Genomic DNA, 14287 nt, shown 5'->3' on the forward strand with positions numbered 1-14287 from the left:
ACGAGTCGAGGGAGTTCATGGCAGGGCCAGGCACCCGGGTCTTCATCTCCCACCTCTCCGCCCTCGCCGTCTTCGATCCGAACGGCGACCAGGTCGGCCGGGTCCGTGACGTCGTCGTCTCGCTGCGGCTGAGCGGCCGCCCGCCGCGGGTCCTGGGCCTGGTGGTCGAGGTGGTCGGCCGGCGCCGGATCTTCCTGCCGATGACCCGGGTGACCAGCCTGGAGTCCGGCCAGGTGCTCGCCACCGGCGTGATCAACCTGCGGCGCTTCGAGCAGCGCCCGTCCGAGACCCTGGTGCTCGCCGAACTGCTGGACCGCACCGTCACCTGGTCCAAGACCGGTGAGGACGTCACCGTGCTGGACGTCGGGATGGTGCAGACCCGGTTGCGCGAGTGGGAGATCAGCAAGGTCTTCGTCCAGATCGGCCGGGCCGGCCGGCTGCGCAAGGGCAAGGGCGAGCGGCTCACGCTGGACTGGCAGGACGTCACCGGCTTCACGCTGCCCGAGCAGGACCAGGGCGCCGCCAACCTGCTCGCCACCTTCGACCAGCTGCGCGCCGCCGACCTCGCCAGCGTCATGCACCACCTGTCCGCCAAGCGCCGCGCCGAGGTGGCCGCCGCGCTCGACGACGAGCGGCTCGCCGACGTCCTGGAGGAGCTGCCCGAGGACGACCAGGTCGAGATCATCGGCAAGCTCAAGGACGAACGCGCCGCCGACGTCCTGGAGGCGATGGACCCGGACGACGCCGCCGACCTGCTCTCCGAACTGCCCGGCGACGAGGCCGAGCGGCTGCTCCAGCTGATGGAGCCGGACGAGGCCGAGCCCGTCCGCCGCCTGCTGTCGTACGAGGAGAACACCGCCGGCGGTCTGATGACCACCGAGCCGGTCGTACTGGAGCCGGACGCGACCGTGGCCGAGGCGCTCGCCCGCATCCGGGTCTCCGACCACAAGCCCGCGCTCGCCGCGCAGGTGTACGTCTGCCGCCCGCCGAACGAGACCCCGACCGGCAAGTACCTGGGCACCGTGCACTTCCAGCGGCTGCTGCGCGAGCCGCCGTACGTGCTGGTCGGCTCGCTGGTCGACGACGACCTGGACCCGCTGCCGCCGGACACCCCGCTGTCGCTGATCACCAGCTACCTGGCGACCTACAACCTGGTGTCCGCGCCGGTCGTCGACGAGGCCGACCACCTGCTCGGCGCGGTGACCGTCGACGACGTGCTCGACCACCTGCTGCCGGAGGACTGGCGCGAGTCCGCCCTGCACGGCCACGACGACACGGACGGCACGAGGGAAGAGGTGCACGGTGGACGCTGACCGCAAGGGGCGGCGGGACGAGTCCCCCCGCCAACGCCTCCAGAGCGAACTGCGGGAACTGCGCCAGCTGCGCGAACTGCGCGGCCGCGAGGGCGGCCGGGAGCGGCGCGCCGAGATCTCCGTGGCCGGCCCGGCCCGCACCCGGCTCGACCAGCCCCGCACCGCCCGGCCCGGGCTGATCTCGCTGCCCGCCTACGACCCGGAGGCGTTCGGCAAGCTCTCCGAACGGATCGCGCGGTTCCTGGGCACCGGCCGCTTCATCGTCTGGATGACGGTGGTGATCATCATCTGGGTGGCCTGGAACACCCTGCTGCCGGAGAACGTGCGCTTCGACAGCTACCCCTTCATCTTCCTCACCCTGGTGCTGTCGCTCCAGGCCTCCTACGCGGCCCCGCTGATCCTGCTCGCGCAGAACCGCCAGGACAACCGGGACCGGGTCAACATGGAGCAGGACCGGGCCCGCAGCGACCGCAACATCGCGGACACCGAGTACCTGACCCGCGAGGTCGCGGCACTGCGGCACGGGCTCGGCGAGGTCGCCACCCGGGACTTCATCCGCTCCGAACTCCAGTCCCTCCTCAAGGAGATCGAGGACCGCCGGGAGCCCTCCGAGACCCTGTGACCGGCGGCACGCTACCGGCGGGTTAGGGGATCCCCTGAGCGCCGTACCATCAAGGCATGGCCAACGAGACAGAGGTCGCGGCCGGCGTCACGGAGGAGTCCGTACGCCAGGCGCTGGCGACCGTCAACGACCCGGAGATCAACCGCCCGATCACCGAGATCGGCATGGTGAAATCGGTCGAGATCGCCGAGGGCGGCGCGGTGCGCGTCGCGGTCTACCTGACCGTCTCCGGCTGCCCGATGCGCGACACCATCGTCACCCGGGTCAGCGAAGCGGTCGGCCGCGTGCCCGGTGTGACCGGCGTCGAGGTCGAGCTCGACGTGATGAGCGACGAGCAGCGCAAGGAGCTCTCCCAGCTGCTGCGCGGCGGCGCCCCCGAGCGGGAGATCCCGTTCGCCAAGCCGGGCACGCTGACCCGGGTCTACGCCGTCGCCTCCGGCAAGGGCGGCGTCGGCAAGTCCTCGGTCACGGTCAACCTGGCCGCCGCGATGGCCGCCGACGGCCTGAAGGTCGCCGTCGTGGACGCCGACATCTACGGCCACAGCGTGCCCCGCATGCTCGGCGTCGAGGGCCGGCCCACCCAGGTCCAGGACATGATCATGCCGCCGCAGTCGCACGGCGTGAAGGTCATCTCGATCGGCATGTTCACCCCGGGCAACGCCCCGGTGGTCTGGCGCGGCCCGATGCTGCACCGCGCGCTCCAGCAGTTCCTCGCCGACGTCTACTGGGGCGACCTGGACGTCCTGCTGCTGGACCTGCCGCCCGGCACCGGCGACATCGCGATCTCGGTGGCCCAGCTGGTCCCCAACGCGGAGATCCTGATCGTCACCACCCCGCAGATGGCCGCCGCCGAGGTGGCCGAGCGGGCCGGCACCATCGCGGTGCAGACCCACCAGAAGATCGTCGGCGTGATCGAGAACATGTCCGGCATGCCGTGCCCGCACTGCGACGAGATGATCGACGTCTTCGGCACCGGCGGCGGCCAGACCGTCGCGGACGCGCTCACCCGCACCGTCGGCGCGACCGTCCCGGTGCTCGGCTCGATCCCGATCGACGTGCGCCTGCGCGAGGGCGGCGACGACGGCCGCCCGGTCGTGCTCGCCGCTCCCGACTCCCCGGCCGGCGCCGCCCTGCGCGCCGTCGCCGGCAAGCTCGGCGGCCGCCAGCGCGGCCTCTCCGGGCTCTCCCTCGGGCTGACCCCGAAGAACAAGTTCTGACGACGCCTCGCCGAAGGGGCCGGGTGGTTCGACCACCCGGCCCCTTCGGCGTACCCGGCGCCGTCGCGCCCGCCCTCGCGCCCTACGGGCGGGTGTAGGCGGTCAGGTCGGGGGCGGTGGCGAAGCCGGCGCCGTAGGCGCTGACGCCGCGGCCGTAGGCGCCGAGCAGGACGCCGGGGGCCTCGCCGGCGAGCACCCAGCCGTACTCGGACTCGCGGTAGCGGAAGGGCTGCGGCAGGCCGTTCACCGGGAGGCTGAGGGTGGACCAGCCGGGGCCGGCCAGGTCGTCGGCGAGGTCCCACGCGAGGGTGCTCTGCTGGTCCAGCCAGTCCTGGCGCAGCGCGCGGTCGAGCTGGCCGGGCCAGGTCGAGGCGAGCAGGCCCGAACCGGCCAGCCAGGCGGCGGAGGAGGCGGAGGTCGCCTCCAGGGTGCCGGTGTTGTCGGCGCTGCGGCGGCTGTCCCGGCGGGCCACCGTGACCACGACCGCGAACCTGCGCATGTCGCGCGGCTCGTACTGCCTGGCCGGCTCCTCGCCGTGGCCGAGGCTGCCGTAGTCGACGCTGCCGGGCGCCCCGGCACGGGGGCCTCCGGCGCCGGCCTGCATCAGGTAGCGGCGGCCGGTCCAGCCGTCGTCCAGGCCGTACCAGGGGAAGTCGGCGGACAGGTAGGGCACCAGCGGGTCCGCCGGGCCGGCCTGCCCGCCGACCACCGGGCCGCCGGCCGTGGCCGTCGTCCCCACCGCCTGACTCGTCGCGTCCATCCCCGGGCCTCCTCAAACACACGTTTGCCTGCCGTGGCGCGCTCCCATCGTGGCGTACCGCGGCGTTCCCGGGAGCCGTTCCTGGTCCGCGACAGCGCGGAATGTGACGGACGGCTCAGCGGGAACAATCAGCACAATAGCGGCGCACACGCCGCCGCCCCGCTCAGCCGGGCGGCCGGGCGGGGCGGTGGCGTGGTCGTACGGGGCGTGACCGGGGGTCGGTCAGGTCGCGTCGGGGTCGAACGGGGGCCGCTCGCCGGGCTGCAACGGCGCCCCGGTGGAGGCCGCCACCGGGGTGGCGGCCTTCTCGAAGCTCACGCTGCCGCTGCGGCCGTTCACCGGCGCCGCCGGCTTGTCGTCCAGGACGGAGCGGATGTCGAGCGAGTCCTTCATCTCCTTGAGGCCCAGCGGGTCCTCTTCGCCGCCCATGAGCTGCTTGCGGACGAAGGTCTTGGGGTTCAGGTCCTCGAACTCGAAGTCCTTGAACTCGGGGCCCAGCTCGCTGCGGATGTCCTCCTTCGCGTTGTCGGCGAAGGAACGGATCTTCCGGATGAAGCCCATGGTGTCCTGGATCAGCTTCGGCAGCTTGTCCGGGCCGAAGATGATGATCGCCATCACGGCCAGGGTCAGGATCTCCAGCCCGCCTACATCGCTGAACACCTAAGCTCCCTAGCTCGCCGGACGACGGTCCCTACAGGGTAATGGCCATCGGCGGGTCCATGGTCCACGCTGCGATGAAGCCGTGGTAAAGACCTGCCGATGGCCGAGGTCGTCGCGACCGGGGCGCGAGCGGCGCTCTGGGAACGGGACAGGGCCTAGCGGGTCTGCTGGCGCAGTGCGGGCAGGCCGTCCGAGTTGCGCTCCGCGGCCGGCGGCGGCGTCGCGTCGCGGGTCGCGGCGACGGGGTGGGCCGGGAAGTCCACCGGGATCTGCGCGGTCATCGGGACCAGGCCCCCGTTGCGGCCCGTGCCGCCGCTGTTGCCGACCGTGCTGACCGGGTTGCCGTGCTGGTCCTCGCTCTGCGCGCTGAGGCCGCCGACCCCGCCGAGCGTGACCGCGGCGACCGAGAAGGCGCCCGCGGCGGCGAACACGAAGCGGCGCCCGCGCGGCGCGGCGGAGCGTACGGCGGCGGCCGGGCGGGGCCGGACGGTGCTCTCGGGGCGGGCCGCGGCCTCGGGGCGGGCCGCGGCCTCGGGGCGGTCGTTGCGCCGACCCATCAGGGGCCGCAGCACCGCGCCGCCGCGCCCGAACGCCCGCGGGTCGACCCCGGGCACCGGGGTGTCGGCGCCGAGCGCGCCCGCGCCGAAGGAGGCGCCGGCGCCGCGGCCGAAGGAGCCGCCGGTGAGCCGGCTGCCGCCGAGCGTGCCGCCGGCCGCGACCCCGCCGCCGGGCAGGTCGTCGTCGTCACCGCGGCTGCCGCGGCGGACGGGCCAGTCGGCGTCCGCCGGATCGTCCTCGGGAAGGCCTCCGACGGCCATCAGCCGGGCCATCAGGCCGGAGGACGGGCCGGGGGTGCCGGTGCGGGTCAGCAGGTGCTTGACGGCCCGGCCCGCGTCGACCTCGGCGAGGCACTGCGGGCAGGTCGCCAGGTGGGCCTGGACGCGATCGCGCGAGTCGTGGCCGAGCTCGCCGTCCAGGAACGCGGAGAGGCGCTCACCGAGGTGGTGCTCCTCGGCGGCCGGCTCGGCGGGGCGCACCGGCACCGCGCGCAGCGCCGTCTCGCCCGGCAGCGGCAGCGCGGGCAGGACGGGCTCGCCCGGTTCGTCGCCGCCACGGCGGCCGGGCAGGGCCCAGCCCCGCCTGGCCGCGGACCGGCCGGACGGGTCCGACTGGCCCGGCCCGGACCGGCCGGTTCCGCTCACGATCGCCTCCGTCCGCGCGCACCCGGCGCGAGCGCGCCCTCGACGGCGGCGCCGACCGGCACCGGCTCCTCCGAGCCGCCGCGGCGCTCGCGCCCGGGGGCCGAGCCGGGGGCACGGTGCTTGAGCGCGGCGCGCAGGTGCGAGCGGCCGCGGTGGATGCGGCTGCGGACGGTGCCGAGCTTGACGCCCAGCGTGGCGGCGATCTCCTCGTAGGACAGTCCCTCGATGTCGCAAAGCACCACGGCGGCGCGGAACTCCGGGGCGAGGGTGTCCAGGGCGTGCTGCACGTCGGCGTCGAAGTGCGTGTCACTGAAGTGCTGGGCCGGGCTGGGCTCGCGGGAGGCGAGCCGCTCGGCCGCGTCCTCGCCGAGCGCGTCGAAGCGGATGCGCTGGCGGCGGCGGACCATGTCCAGGAACAGGTTGGTGGTGATCCGGTGCAGCCAGCCCTCGAACGTGCCGGGGGTGTAGGTGGACAGCGAACGGAACACCCGGACGAAGACCTCCTGGGTGAGGTCCTCGGCGTCGTGCTGGTTGCCCGTCAGGCGGTACGCGAGGCGGTAGACCCGGGCGCTGTGCGCCTCGACGATCTCCTCCCAGGAGGGCGGAGTCCAGGTCTGCGCGTCGGGGCCCTCGGTGAAGGTCGCGAGGGCGGGGGCCTCGGTGGTACCGGCGGCCGGCGTTGCGGCGGCGGGCTGGTCCAGGTCGGAGTGCGCAGGCTGGTTCATCACGGGCTTCGGCGTACGGGCCGACGCGGTGCCGCGGGAGTGCCGCCGCACGGGGACGTCGCCCTCGGCCACACCTCCTCGGTCGGCTCTTCTGCCCAGCAGGGCCACCACCATATCCACCTCACCCGTCAAGCCCGGATAAAAGTGCCCGGGAGGTCTCCCGTACCCGGTCCTTCGTGACAACGGCCCGCCGCCGTACGCGGTTCCCGGTCGGCCAGTAATCTGTGCCAGGAAATATCGACTTCCCCCGGCACCGGGCCGTAACCCGGGGCTCCGAAAGAGGCAGCCATCAGCGAGTTCGGGCCCGCGCGTGTGGCCCTCGCCGACACCTACGTCGGCGAGGACGCGGTGCTGACCTACGCCCGGGCGCAGTCCGCGCGCACCGGGATACGGGCGATCGGGCCCAGCGGCGGGGCTTGCCTGCGGCTGCTGGCCGCGGCACTGGACGCCAAGGCGGTGGCCGAGATCGGCACCGGGACGGGCGTCTCCGGGGTCTACCTGCTGCGCGGCATGCGGCCGGACGGCGTGCTCACCACGGTGGACTCCGAACCGGTGCGCCAGCAGCTGGCCCGCGAGGCGTACCACGCGGCCGGATTCGCGGCCAACCGCTCGCGGTTCATACCGGGCCGGGCGCTGGAGGTGCTGCCCCGGCTCGCCGACGGCCAGTACGACCTGGTGTTCTGCGACGGCGACCCGGCCGAGTCCCGGGAGTACCTGCTGGAGGCGATGCGGCTGCTGCGGCCGGGCGGGATGGTCTGCTTCGAGGGGGTGTTCCAGGAGGGCCGGCTGGCCGAGCCGGAGCTGCAGGACCCCCAGACGGGCGCGGTGCGCGACCTGGTCCGGGACGTCCGGGAGAGCGAGGCGCTGCTGCCGGCGCTGCTGCCGGTCTCGGACGGGCTGCTCTGCGCCATCAAACGGTAGGGCCGGCAAGCGGCAGGACCATCGAGCGGCAGGGCCCTCGGGCAACCGGACCGTCAGGCGGGAGGCCCCGCAGGCCCGGGCCGCGGCCACCGGGCGCGCACGGCCCCGGAACGTCGCGGGGCCCGGGCCGACATGACGTCGTACCCGGGCCCGGCAGCACATCTCCAGGAGATGACGAGCACCCGCTGCGGTCAGCCGCAGGCCTTCTTCAGGGCCTCGCCGAGGGCGTCGGCCTCGTCAGGTGTGAGCTCCACCACAAGGCGTCCGCCGCCTTCGAGCGGAACGCGCATGATGATGCCCCGTCCCTCTTTGGTGACTTCGAGCGGGCCGTCACCCGTCCGCGGCTTCATGGCCGCCATGCTCGTTCCCCTTCCTGCAACCGCTCAGCTACGCACCGGCAGTCCGTCCACCGCCGGTATCGAACGCATTGATCGGAAGCCATTATCCCGCATGCCACGGGCTGATGACCAACATCACTCTCGGTGCAACATCGGCCGGACCGCCCCCAAGCGCCGCAATTGCCGTCATAAGCCCCGGCGTGGCGGCGGTGCGCGGGCCGTCGAAAGGTGCGATACCTCACACTCCCCACCCGGCCGTCCGCTCCGGCATCCTGGCACACGACCGACACCGAGCCGACCACAGGGAGCCCTCGCCCATGTCCGATTCCGTGCTGTACGAGCTGGACGGCGGCCTGGCCGTCATCACCATCAACCGCCCGGAGGCGATGAACGCCCTGGACGTCGCGACCAAGGTCGCGCTGCGGGACGCCGTGGCCGCCGCGGCCGCGGACCCGGCGGTGCGGGCGGTGCTGCTGACCGGGGCCGGCGAGCGCGCGTTCTGCGTCGGGCAGGACCTGAACGAGCACCTGACGACGCTGAAGCGGGCCGACGAGACCGGCGAGGGCGCGCTGCGCACCGTCGCCGAGCACTACAACCCGCTGGTGCGGGCGCTGGCCGGGATGCGCAAGCCGACCGTCGCCGCGGTCGGCGGGGTGGCGGCCGGCGCGGGCGCCTCGCTGGCCTTCGCCTGCGACTTCCGGGTCCTCTCCGACCGGGCCGGCTTCAACACCGCCTTCGCCGGGATCGCCCTGACCGCCGACTCGGGCGCCTCCTGGACGCTGCCCCGGCTGGTCGGGCACGCCAGGGCCACCGAGCTGCTGATGCTGCCCCGGACGGTCAAGGCCGCCGAGGCGCTGGAGCTGGGCCTGGCCACCAGGGTGGTCCCGGCCGGGGAGCTCGCCGCCACCGCGCGGGCCTTCGCCCAGGAGCTGGCCGCGGGCCCCACGGTGGCCTACGGCGCCATCAAGGAGTCGCTGGCGTACGGCGCCTCGCACTCGCTGGACGAACTGCTCGACAAGGAGGACGAGCTGCAGACCCTGGCCGGGGAGAGCGAGGACCACCGGATCGCGGTCCGCGCCTTCATCGCCAAGGAGAAGCCGCGGTACCTGGGCCGCTAGGCCCCAGGCCCCGCCCGCCCGGTCAGACCGGGCGCGCGGTGCGGACGTGGCAGTCCGCCAGGTGGTCGTCGACCAGGCCGCAGGCCTGCATCAGGGCGTAGGCGGTGGTCGGGCCGACGAAGCGGAAGCCCTCCTTCTTCAGGGCCTTCGCGAGCGCGGTCGACTCGGGCGTGACGGCCGGCACCTCCCCCATCGTGCGGGGGGCCGGCCGGTCCGGGGCTCCGGCGAACTGCCAGATCAGCGCGTCCAGCCCGCCGTCCAGGTCGCGGGCGACCCGGGCGTTGGCGATGGCGGCCTGGATCTTGGCCCGGTTGCGGATGATGCCGGTGTCGGCGAGCAGCCGCTCCACGTCCGCCTCGCCGAACTCGGCGACCTCGGCGATCCCGAAGCCGGCGAACGCGGACCGGAAGCCCTCCCGGCGGCGCAGGATGGTCAGCCAGGACAGCCCGGACTGGAACGCCTCCAGGCAGACCCGCTCGAACAGGGCGTCGTCGCCGTGCACCGGACGGCCCCACTCGGTGTCGTGGTAGGCCCGGTAGTCGTCGGTCGACTCGCCCCAGGCGCAGCGGAGCAGGCCGTCCGCGCCGAGCACCGCGCCCTCGGCGAGGGCGGTCACCGGTCGTTCACCGGCTTCGCGTCCTCGGGACGCTCCGACTCGGGCCGCTCCTTGGTGAGCGCGACGGCCGGTTCGACCACCTTCGCGAACTCCTCCAGGCCGGGCAGCGGTTCGGCGCCGGCGTCCGGGCCGTCGGTCGCCTCGACCGCGCCGCGCAGGTGGCCGGCGGCCTCCAGTTCGGCGATCCGCGAGTCGCGGTAGGCGAGTTCGGCGCCGAGGCGGTCCAGGACGTCGTCGACCTCGTCCATCCGGTAGCCGCGGACGGCCATCGGCAGCCGCAGGTCGTCCACGTCCGCCTTGCTCAGCGGACGGTCCTGCGGCAGCCGGGCCGCGAGGCGGTCCTGCACCGCCTCCGGCATCGAGCCGCCCCCGCCGAGCGCCACCAGCGCGGCGCCGCCGACCACCACGGCCATGGCGACCACGATCACCCAGAACACGAGCTGTCCTCCCGAACTCCCGGCCGGCCTGCTGCGAAGTGCCCCCGACCAAACTGATCATGACAGCATGGTCCCTGTGAGGCCGGGGGCCATCATCGCACCCGCAGCAGCTGTGGAGGAGACATCGGTGGCACTGCGCCTGGGACCGCGGGAATTCGGTGACGACGAGCTGGTGATCATGGCGATCGTCAACCGGACGCCGGACTCGTTCTTCGACAAGGGATCGACCTTCGCGGACGAGGCCGCGTTCGCCGCCGCCGACCGCGCGATGGCCGAGGGAGCGGCGATCCTGGACATCGGCGGGGTGAAGGCCGGGCCCGGTGACGAGGTCACGGTGGAGGAGGAGCTGCGGCGCACCGTGCCCTTCGTGGCCGAGCTGCGCAAGCGCCACCCGGAGGCCGTGATCAGCGTCGACACCTGGCGGCACGAGGTCGGCGAGGCGGTCTGCGAGGTGGGTGCCGACCTGCTGAACGACGCCTGGGGCGGGGTGGACCCGAAGCTCGCCGAGGTGGCCGCGCGCCACGACGTCGGGCTGGTCTGCACGCACGCGGGCGGCGCCGAGCCGCGCACCCGGCCGCACCGGGTCGGCTACCAGGACGTGATGGCGGACATCCTGCGGGTGACCGTCGGGCTGGCCGAGCGGGCGGTGGGGCTGGGTGTGCGGCGGGACGCGGTGATCATCGACCCGGGGCACGACTTCGGCAAGAACACCCGGCACTCGCTGGAGGCCACCCGGCGGCTGCCGGAGATGACCGCGACCGGCTTCCCGGTGCTGGTCTCGCTGTCCAACAAGGACTTCGTCGGCGAGACGCTGGACCGGCCGGTGAACGAGCGGCTGCTCGGCACCCTGGCCACCACCGCGGTCTCGGCCTGGCTGGGCGCGCAGGTCTACCGGGTCCACCAGGTCGCGGAGACCCGCCAGGTGCTGGACATGGTCGCCTCGATCCGGGGCACCCGCCCCCCGGCGGTCGCCCGCCGGGGGCTGGCGTAGGCGGCCCGGAGGCCTAGATCTGGTTGGTCGGCCGGCGGGTGTCGGCGAGGATCTTCATGACCTCGTCGATCTCGTCGGTGATGTGGAACAGCTCCAGGTCGTGCGGGGCCGCCTTGCCCTGCGCGACCAGGGTGTTCTTCAGCCACTCGTAGAGGCCGCCCCAGTACGCGCTGCCGAAGAGGATCACCGGGAAGCGGGTGACCTTCTTCGTCTGCACCAGGGTGAGCGCCTCGAACAGCTCGTCCAGCGTGCCGAGCCCGCCGGGCAGGACCACAAAGCCCTGGGAGTACTTCACGAACATCGTCTTGCGGACGAAGAAGTAACGGAAGTTCAGCCCGAGGTCGACGAATTCGTTGAGGCCCTGCTCGAAGGGCAGCTCGATGCCGAGGCCGACGCTGAGGCCGCCGGCCTCGGAGGCGCCGCGGTTGGCCGCCTCCATGGCGCCCGGGCCGCCCCCGGTGATCACCGCGTAGCCGGCCTCGGCGAGGGCCCGGCCGATGGCCACGCCGGCCTCGTACTCGGGCGAGTCGGCCGGGGTCCGGGCGGAGCCGAAGACGCTGATCGCGGGCGGGAGTTCGGCGAGGGCGCCGAAGCCCTCGACGAACTCGGAGGTGATCCGCAGCACCCGCCACGGATCGGTGTGCAGCCAGTCGGTCGGGCCCGTGGTGTCCAGCAGCCGCTGGTCCGTGGTGCTCGTGCCGACCTGGTCCCGGCGCACCAGCACCGGGCCCTTCTGCTTCTCGGGCCAGGCCTTCTTCTTCCGCGGCGCGCCGACCTGCTCGGGGCCGTGTCCGTAGTGCTTCTCGTCTCCTGTGCCTGTCATGACGAAACCCTACGTCCGGTGATCCCGGTTTTCAGGCAACAGGGGAAGGTCGGTTGGGCGACCGGAAGATGGCGCTCAGCCGATGATCGGCCGGTCGGACCGGCCGATCATCGGAACGGCACCTCAGCTGGTCAGCCAGGCCCGCAGCCGCTCCTCGGTCTCCGCGATGGCGCTCAGCGAGCAGTGCTCCTCCCGCTTGTGCGCGAGGTTCGGGTCACCGGGGCCGTAGTTGACCGCCGGGACGCCCAGCGCGCTGAACCGGGCGACGTCGGTCCAGCCGAACTTGGCCCGGGCCTGGCCGCCGGTGGCCTCCAGGAAGGCCTGGGCGGCCGGCTGGGCGAGCCCGGGCAGCGCGCCCGGGGCGAAGTCGGTGACGGTCAGCTCGAAGCCGTCGAAGACCTCGCGCACGTGCTTCTCCGCCTCCGCCTCGCTGCGGTCCGGCGCGTAGCGGAAGTTGACCGTCACGACGCACTCGTCCGGGATGACGTTGCCGGCCACGCCGCCGTCGATCCGGACGGCGTTCAGGCCCTCCCGGTACTCCAGGCCGTCGATCTCCACCCGGCGCGGCCGGTAGTGCGCGAGCCGGGTGAGCACCTCGGCGGCGTGGTGGATGGCGTTGTCGCCGAGCCAGCTGCGGGCCGAGTGCGCGCGCACGCCGGTGAGCCGGATCTGCGCCCGCAGGGTGCCCTGGCAGCCGCCCTCGACGACCGCGCCGCTCGGCTCCATCAGCACCGCGAAGTCGGCGGCCAGCCAGTCCGGGCGCTCCCTGGCGAGGTGGCCGAGGCCGTTGCGGTGGGCCTCCACCTCCTCGCAGTCGTAGAACACGAAGGTGAGGTCGCGGTTGGGCTCGGGCAGGGTGGCGGCGAGCCGCAGCTGGACGGCGACGCCGGACTTCATGTCCGAGGTGCCGCAGCCGTAGAGCAGGTCCCCCTCGACGTGGGAGGGCACGTTGTCGGCGATCGGCACGGTGTCCAGGTGGCCGGCGAGCAGGACGCGCTCGGGGCGGCCGAGGGTGGTGCGGGCGACCACGTTGTTGCCGTACCGGTCCACGGTCAGGTGCGGGTAGCCGCGCAGCGCGGTCTCCACGGCGTCGGCGAGCGCCTGCTCGTCGCCGCTCACCGACGGGAAGTCGACGAGCCGGGCGGTCAGCGCGCCGCCGTCGAGGGTGAGGTCCAGGTGCGTCGGGTTCGGGCTGCTCATGGCGCCAGCCTAGTCCGCGTGGCGGGCACCCCGTGTGGTGCTTCCGTGACGCGGCGCACGGCGGCCCGCCACGGAGCGAGCGGACCGGCAACCGCAACCGGGTGGCGCCGCACACCCGTCCGAGTGGGTACGGTGTCGGATCAAGAAGCAAGGCGCGAGAGGGGCGACGGTGGCCAGGAGAAAGAGCGGCGAGGAGCTGGGCGAGGAGTTGGCGCCCCCCCGCCGCGGTCCACTGCGCGCGCTGTTGCTCGTGATCGTCGGCCTGCTCGGCCTCGCGCTGGTCGCGGGACTGGCCGTGGTCGGCATCTGGTGGTTCGGCTTCAAGCAGGGCGAGCCCGAGGGCTGCTCGGTGAAGACCGCGGCCGGCAACGGCACGCTGGAGCTCCCGCAGGCGGCCAACGCCGCGACGATCGCCGCGGTGGCGCGCTCGCGCGGACTGCCGGACCGGGCGACGACGATCTCGCTGGCCACCGCGATGCAGGAGTCCAAGCTGCGCAACCTCGCGGGCGGCGACCGGGACTCGATCGGCCTGTTCCAGCAGCGGCCCTCGATGGGCTGGGGCACGGCGCAGCAGATCGGGGACCCGGTCTACGCGACCAACAAGTTCCTGGACGGCCTGGTCAAGGTGCCCGGCTACACCCGGCTGCCGCTGACCGACGCGGCCCAGGCCGTGCAGAAGAGCGGCTACCCGCAGGCGTACGCCAAGCACGAGACCAAGGCGACGCTGCTCACCTCGGCGCTGGCCGGCCGGGAGCCCGGTTCGTTCTCCTGCGTGGTGCACGACTACGCCAAGCCGGATCCGGTCGACTCGCCCTCCCCGACGGCGGGCTCCACCGTCTCCCCGGCCGCCGTCCAGCCCACCGCCGCGGACCGGGCCCAGGTGCTGTCCGACCGGGTGCGCCGCGAGTTCGGCCGCACCGTGACCCCGGCCACCGGGTACACCTCGACCATCAAGGGCGCCGAGAACGCGGTCTCGCTCACCCCGGACCCGTCCGCCGCCGCACTGACCTCCTCGGCCGACGGAACCGACGGCGGGATCACCGCCGAGCGGGCGAGCGGCTGGGAGGTCGCCCACTGGGCGGTCGCCCAGGCCCAGCAGCTGGGCATCGCGACGGTCGCCTACGACGGGAAGATCTGGCGCAAGACCAAGTCGGAGGACGGCTGGCAGCCGCAGACCTCCGGGACGTCGACCAAGCTCGTTCAGGTCACCCTCGCCACGTCCGACAAGGGCTGACGCACTGACGTTCGGGTGGCCGCCGGACGGGTGAATCCGGTCAACTCCGGTGGACCGGGAGCCCGCCGTGGCGGCCCCGCCGGAGAACCGTCACTCCCCTTGCCCCGTGC

At 73.6% G+C, this 14287-nt stretch carries 16 protein-coding genes; 7 read left to right on the forward strand and 9 right to left on the reverse strand.

The features are described 5' to 3' along the window. Positions 1-17 precede the first annotated feature (17 nt). The 3 genes from ACIQVZ_RS24580 to ACIQVZ_RS24590 are packed head-to-tail and all read left to right on the forward strand — an operon-like array spanning position 18 to position 3152. The gene (locus ACIQVZ_RS24580) at positions 18-1313 is read left to right on the forward strand and encodes a magnesium transporter MgtE N-terminal domain-containing protein (RefSeq protein WP_402452807.1); all 1296 of its coding nucleotides are present in this window, start codon (positions 18-20) and stop codon (positions 1311-1313) included. 49 nt (positions 1314-1362) lie between these two features. Continuing rightward, entirely contained in the window at positions 1363-1935 is a 573-nt protein-coding gene (locus ACIQVZ_RS24585; protein WP_402452862.1) for a DUF1003 domain-containing protein, read from the forward strand. A 56-nt stretch (positions 1936-1991) separates the two neighbouring features. Then, the gene (locus ACIQVZ_RS24590; RefSeq protein WP_350879896.1) at positions 1992-3152 is read left to right on the forward strand and encodes an Mrp/NBP35 family ATP-binding protein; all 1161 of its coding nucleotides are present in this window, start codon (positions 1992-1994) and stop codon (positions 3150-3152) included. An 82-nt stretch (positions 3153-3234) separates the two neighbouring features. On the opposite strand, the gene ACIQVZ_RS24595 is transcribed toward ACIQVZ_RS24590, so the two are convergent. The 4 genes from ACIQVZ_RS24595 to sigE form a co-directional block, all read right to left on the reverse strand. Beyond that, the gene (locus tag ACIQVZ_RS24595; protein ID WP_063347930.1) at positions 3235-3912 is read right to left on the reverse strand and encodes a hypothetical protein; all 678 of its coding nucleotides are present in this window, start codon (positions 3910-3912) and stop codon (positions 3235-3237) included. A gap of 222 nt (positions 3913-4134) precedes the next feature. Further along, complete coding sequence (locus ACIQVZ_RS24600; protein ID WP_350879897.1) at positions 4135-4572, reverse strand: sec-independent translocase; 438 nt, start codon at positions 4570-4572, stop codon at positions 4135-4137. A 155-nt stretch (positions 4573-4727) separates the two neighbouring features. After that, complete coding sequence (locus ACIQVZ_RS24605; RefSeq protein WP_402452809.1) at positions 4728-5774, reverse strand: zf-HC2 domain-containing protein; 1047 nt, start codon at positions 5772-5774, stop codon at positions 4728-4730. Continuing rightward, positions 5771-6499: an RNA polymerase sigma factor SigE gene (sigE, locus tag ACIQVZ_RS24610; protein ID WP_371522687.1), complete on the reverse strand. Its 729-nt coding sequence runs from the start codon at positions 6497-6499 to the stop codon at positions 5771-5773. The genes ACIQVZ_RS24605 and sigE overlap by 4 nt, the downstream gene beginning before the upstream one ends. 312 nt (positions 6500-6811) lie before the next feature. On the opposite strand from sigE, the gene ACIQVZ_RS24615 reads away from it, so the two are divergent. Continuing rightward, entirely contained in the window at positions 6812-7420 is a 609-nt protein-coding gene (locus ACIQVZ_RS24615; RefSeq protein ID WP_350879900.1) for a class I SAM-dependent methyltransferase, read from the forward strand. 191 nt (positions 7421-7611) lie between these two features. Here ACIQVZ_RS24615 and ACIQVZ_RS24620 read toward each other — a convergent pair whose 3' ends face one another. Next, positions 7612-7779, reverse strand: coding sequence for a DUF3117 domain-containing protein (locus ACIQVZ_RS24620; RefSeq protein ID WP_014137929.1), 168 nt, complete (start codon positions 7777-7779; stop codon positions 7612-7614). A gap of 296 nt (positions 7780-8075) precedes the next feature. Between ACIQVZ_RS24620 and ACIQVZ_RS24625 the strand changes: the two genes are divergently transcribed. Next, the gene (locus ACIQVZ_RS24625) at positions 8076-8876 is read left to right on the forward strand and encodes an enoyl-CoA hydratase-related protein (RefSeq protein ID WP_350879901.1); all 801 of its coding nucleotides are present in this window, start codon (positions 8076-8078) and stop codon (positions 8874-8876) included. Between the two features lie 22 nt (positions 8877-8898). Here the strand turns inward: ACIQVZ_RS24625 and ACIQVZ_RS24630 are convergent, their stop codons facing one another. After that, positions 8899-9492 carry a DNA-3-methyladenine glycosylase I gene (locus ACIQVZ_RS24630; RefSeq protein WP_402452812.1) on the reverse strand — a complete coding sequence of 198 codons (594 nt, stop codon included), beginning with the start codon at positions 9490-9492 and terminating at the stop codon, positions 8899-8901. After that, on the reverse strand, positions 9489-9929 hold the full coding sequence (locus ACIQVZ_RS24635; protein WP_402452814.1) for a DivIVA domain-containing protein: 441 nt from the start codon (positions 9927-9929) through the stop codon (positions 9489-9491). The genes ACIQVZ_RS24630 and ACIQVZ_RS24635 overlap by 4 nt, the downstream gene beginning before the upstream one ends. A 178-nt stretch (positions 9930-10107) precedes the next feature. Between ACIQVZ_RS24635 and folP the strand changes: the two genes are divergently transcribed. Continuing rightward, complete coding sequence (gene folP / locus ACIQVZ_RS24640; RefSeq protein ID WP_350880034.1) at positions 10108-10920, forward strand: dihydropteroate synthase; 813 nt, start codon at positions 10108-10110, stop codon at positions 10918-10920. 13 nt (positions 10921-10933) lie between these two features. On the opposite strand, the gene ACIQVZ_RS24645 is transcribed toward folP, so the two are convergent. Both ACIQVZ_RS24645 and dapE read right to left on the reverse strand, forming a co-directional pair. Then, positions 10934-11743: a TIGR00730 family Rossman fold protein gene (locus ACIQVZ_RS24645; RefSeq protein ID WP_350879904.1), complete on the reverse strand. Its 810-nt coding sequence runs from the start codon at positions 11741-11743 to the stop codon at positions 10934-10936. Between the two features lie 123 nt (positions 11744-11866). Next, entirely contained in the window at positions 11867-12943 is a 1077-nt protein-coding gene (gene dapE, locus ACIQVZ_RS24650) for a succinyl-diaminopimelate desuccinylase (RefSeq protein ID WP_402452816.1), read from the reverse strand. A gap of 169 nt (positions 12944-13112) precedes the next feature. On the opposite strand from dapE, the gene ACIQVZ_RS24655 reads away from it, so the two are divergent. Continuing rightward, positions 13113-14177: a hypothetical protein gene (locus ACIQVZ_RS24655; protein ID WP_402452818.1), complete on the forward strand. Its 1065-nt coding sequence runs from the start codon at positions 13113-13115 to the stop codon at positions 14175-14177. Positions 14178-14287: the final 110 nt, after the last annotated feature.

Source organism: Kitasatospora sp. NPDC098663 (assembly GCF_044760075.1).
Lineage (GTDB): Bacteria > Actinomycetota > Actinomycetes > Streptomycetales > Streptomycetaceae > Kitasatospora.

Coding starts and splice junctions, on each gene's coding strand:
- ACIQVZ_RS24590 (WP_350879896.1), top strand. CDS start 1,992: ATGGCCAACGAGACAGAGGTCGCGGCCGGCGTCACGGAGGAGTCCGTA.
- ACIQVZ_RS24580 (WP_402452807.1), top strand. CDS start 18: ATGGCAGGGCCAGGCACCCGGGTCTTCATCTCCCACCTCTCCGCCCTC.
- sigE (WP_371522687.1), bottom strand. CDS start 6,499: ATGAACCAGCCTGCGCACTCCGACCTGGACCAGCCCGCCGCCGCAACG.
- dapE (WP_402452816.1), bottom strand. CDS start 12,943: ATGAGCAGCCCGAACCCGACGCACCTGGACCTCACCCTCGACGGCGGC.
- ACIQVZ_RS24620 (WP_014137929.1), bottom strand. CDS start 7,779: ATGGCGGCCATGAAGCCGCGGACGGGTGACGGCCCGCTCGAAGTCACC.
- ACIQVZ_RS24595 (WP_063347930.1), bottom strand. CDS start 3,912: ATGGACGCGACGAGTCAGGCGGTGGGGACGACGGCCACGGCCGGCGGC.
- ACIQVZ_RS24645 (WP_350879904.1), bottom strand. CDS start 11,743: ATGACAGGCACAGGAGACGAGAAGCACTACGGACACGGCCCCGAGCAG.
- folP (WP_350880034.1), top strand. CDS start 10,108: ATGGCGATCGTCAACCGGACGCCGGACTCGTTCTTCGACAAGGGATCG.
- ACIQVZ_RS24625 (WP_350879901.1), top strand. CDS start 8,076: ATGTCCGATTCCGTGCTGTACGAGCTGGACGGCGGCCTGGCCGTCATC.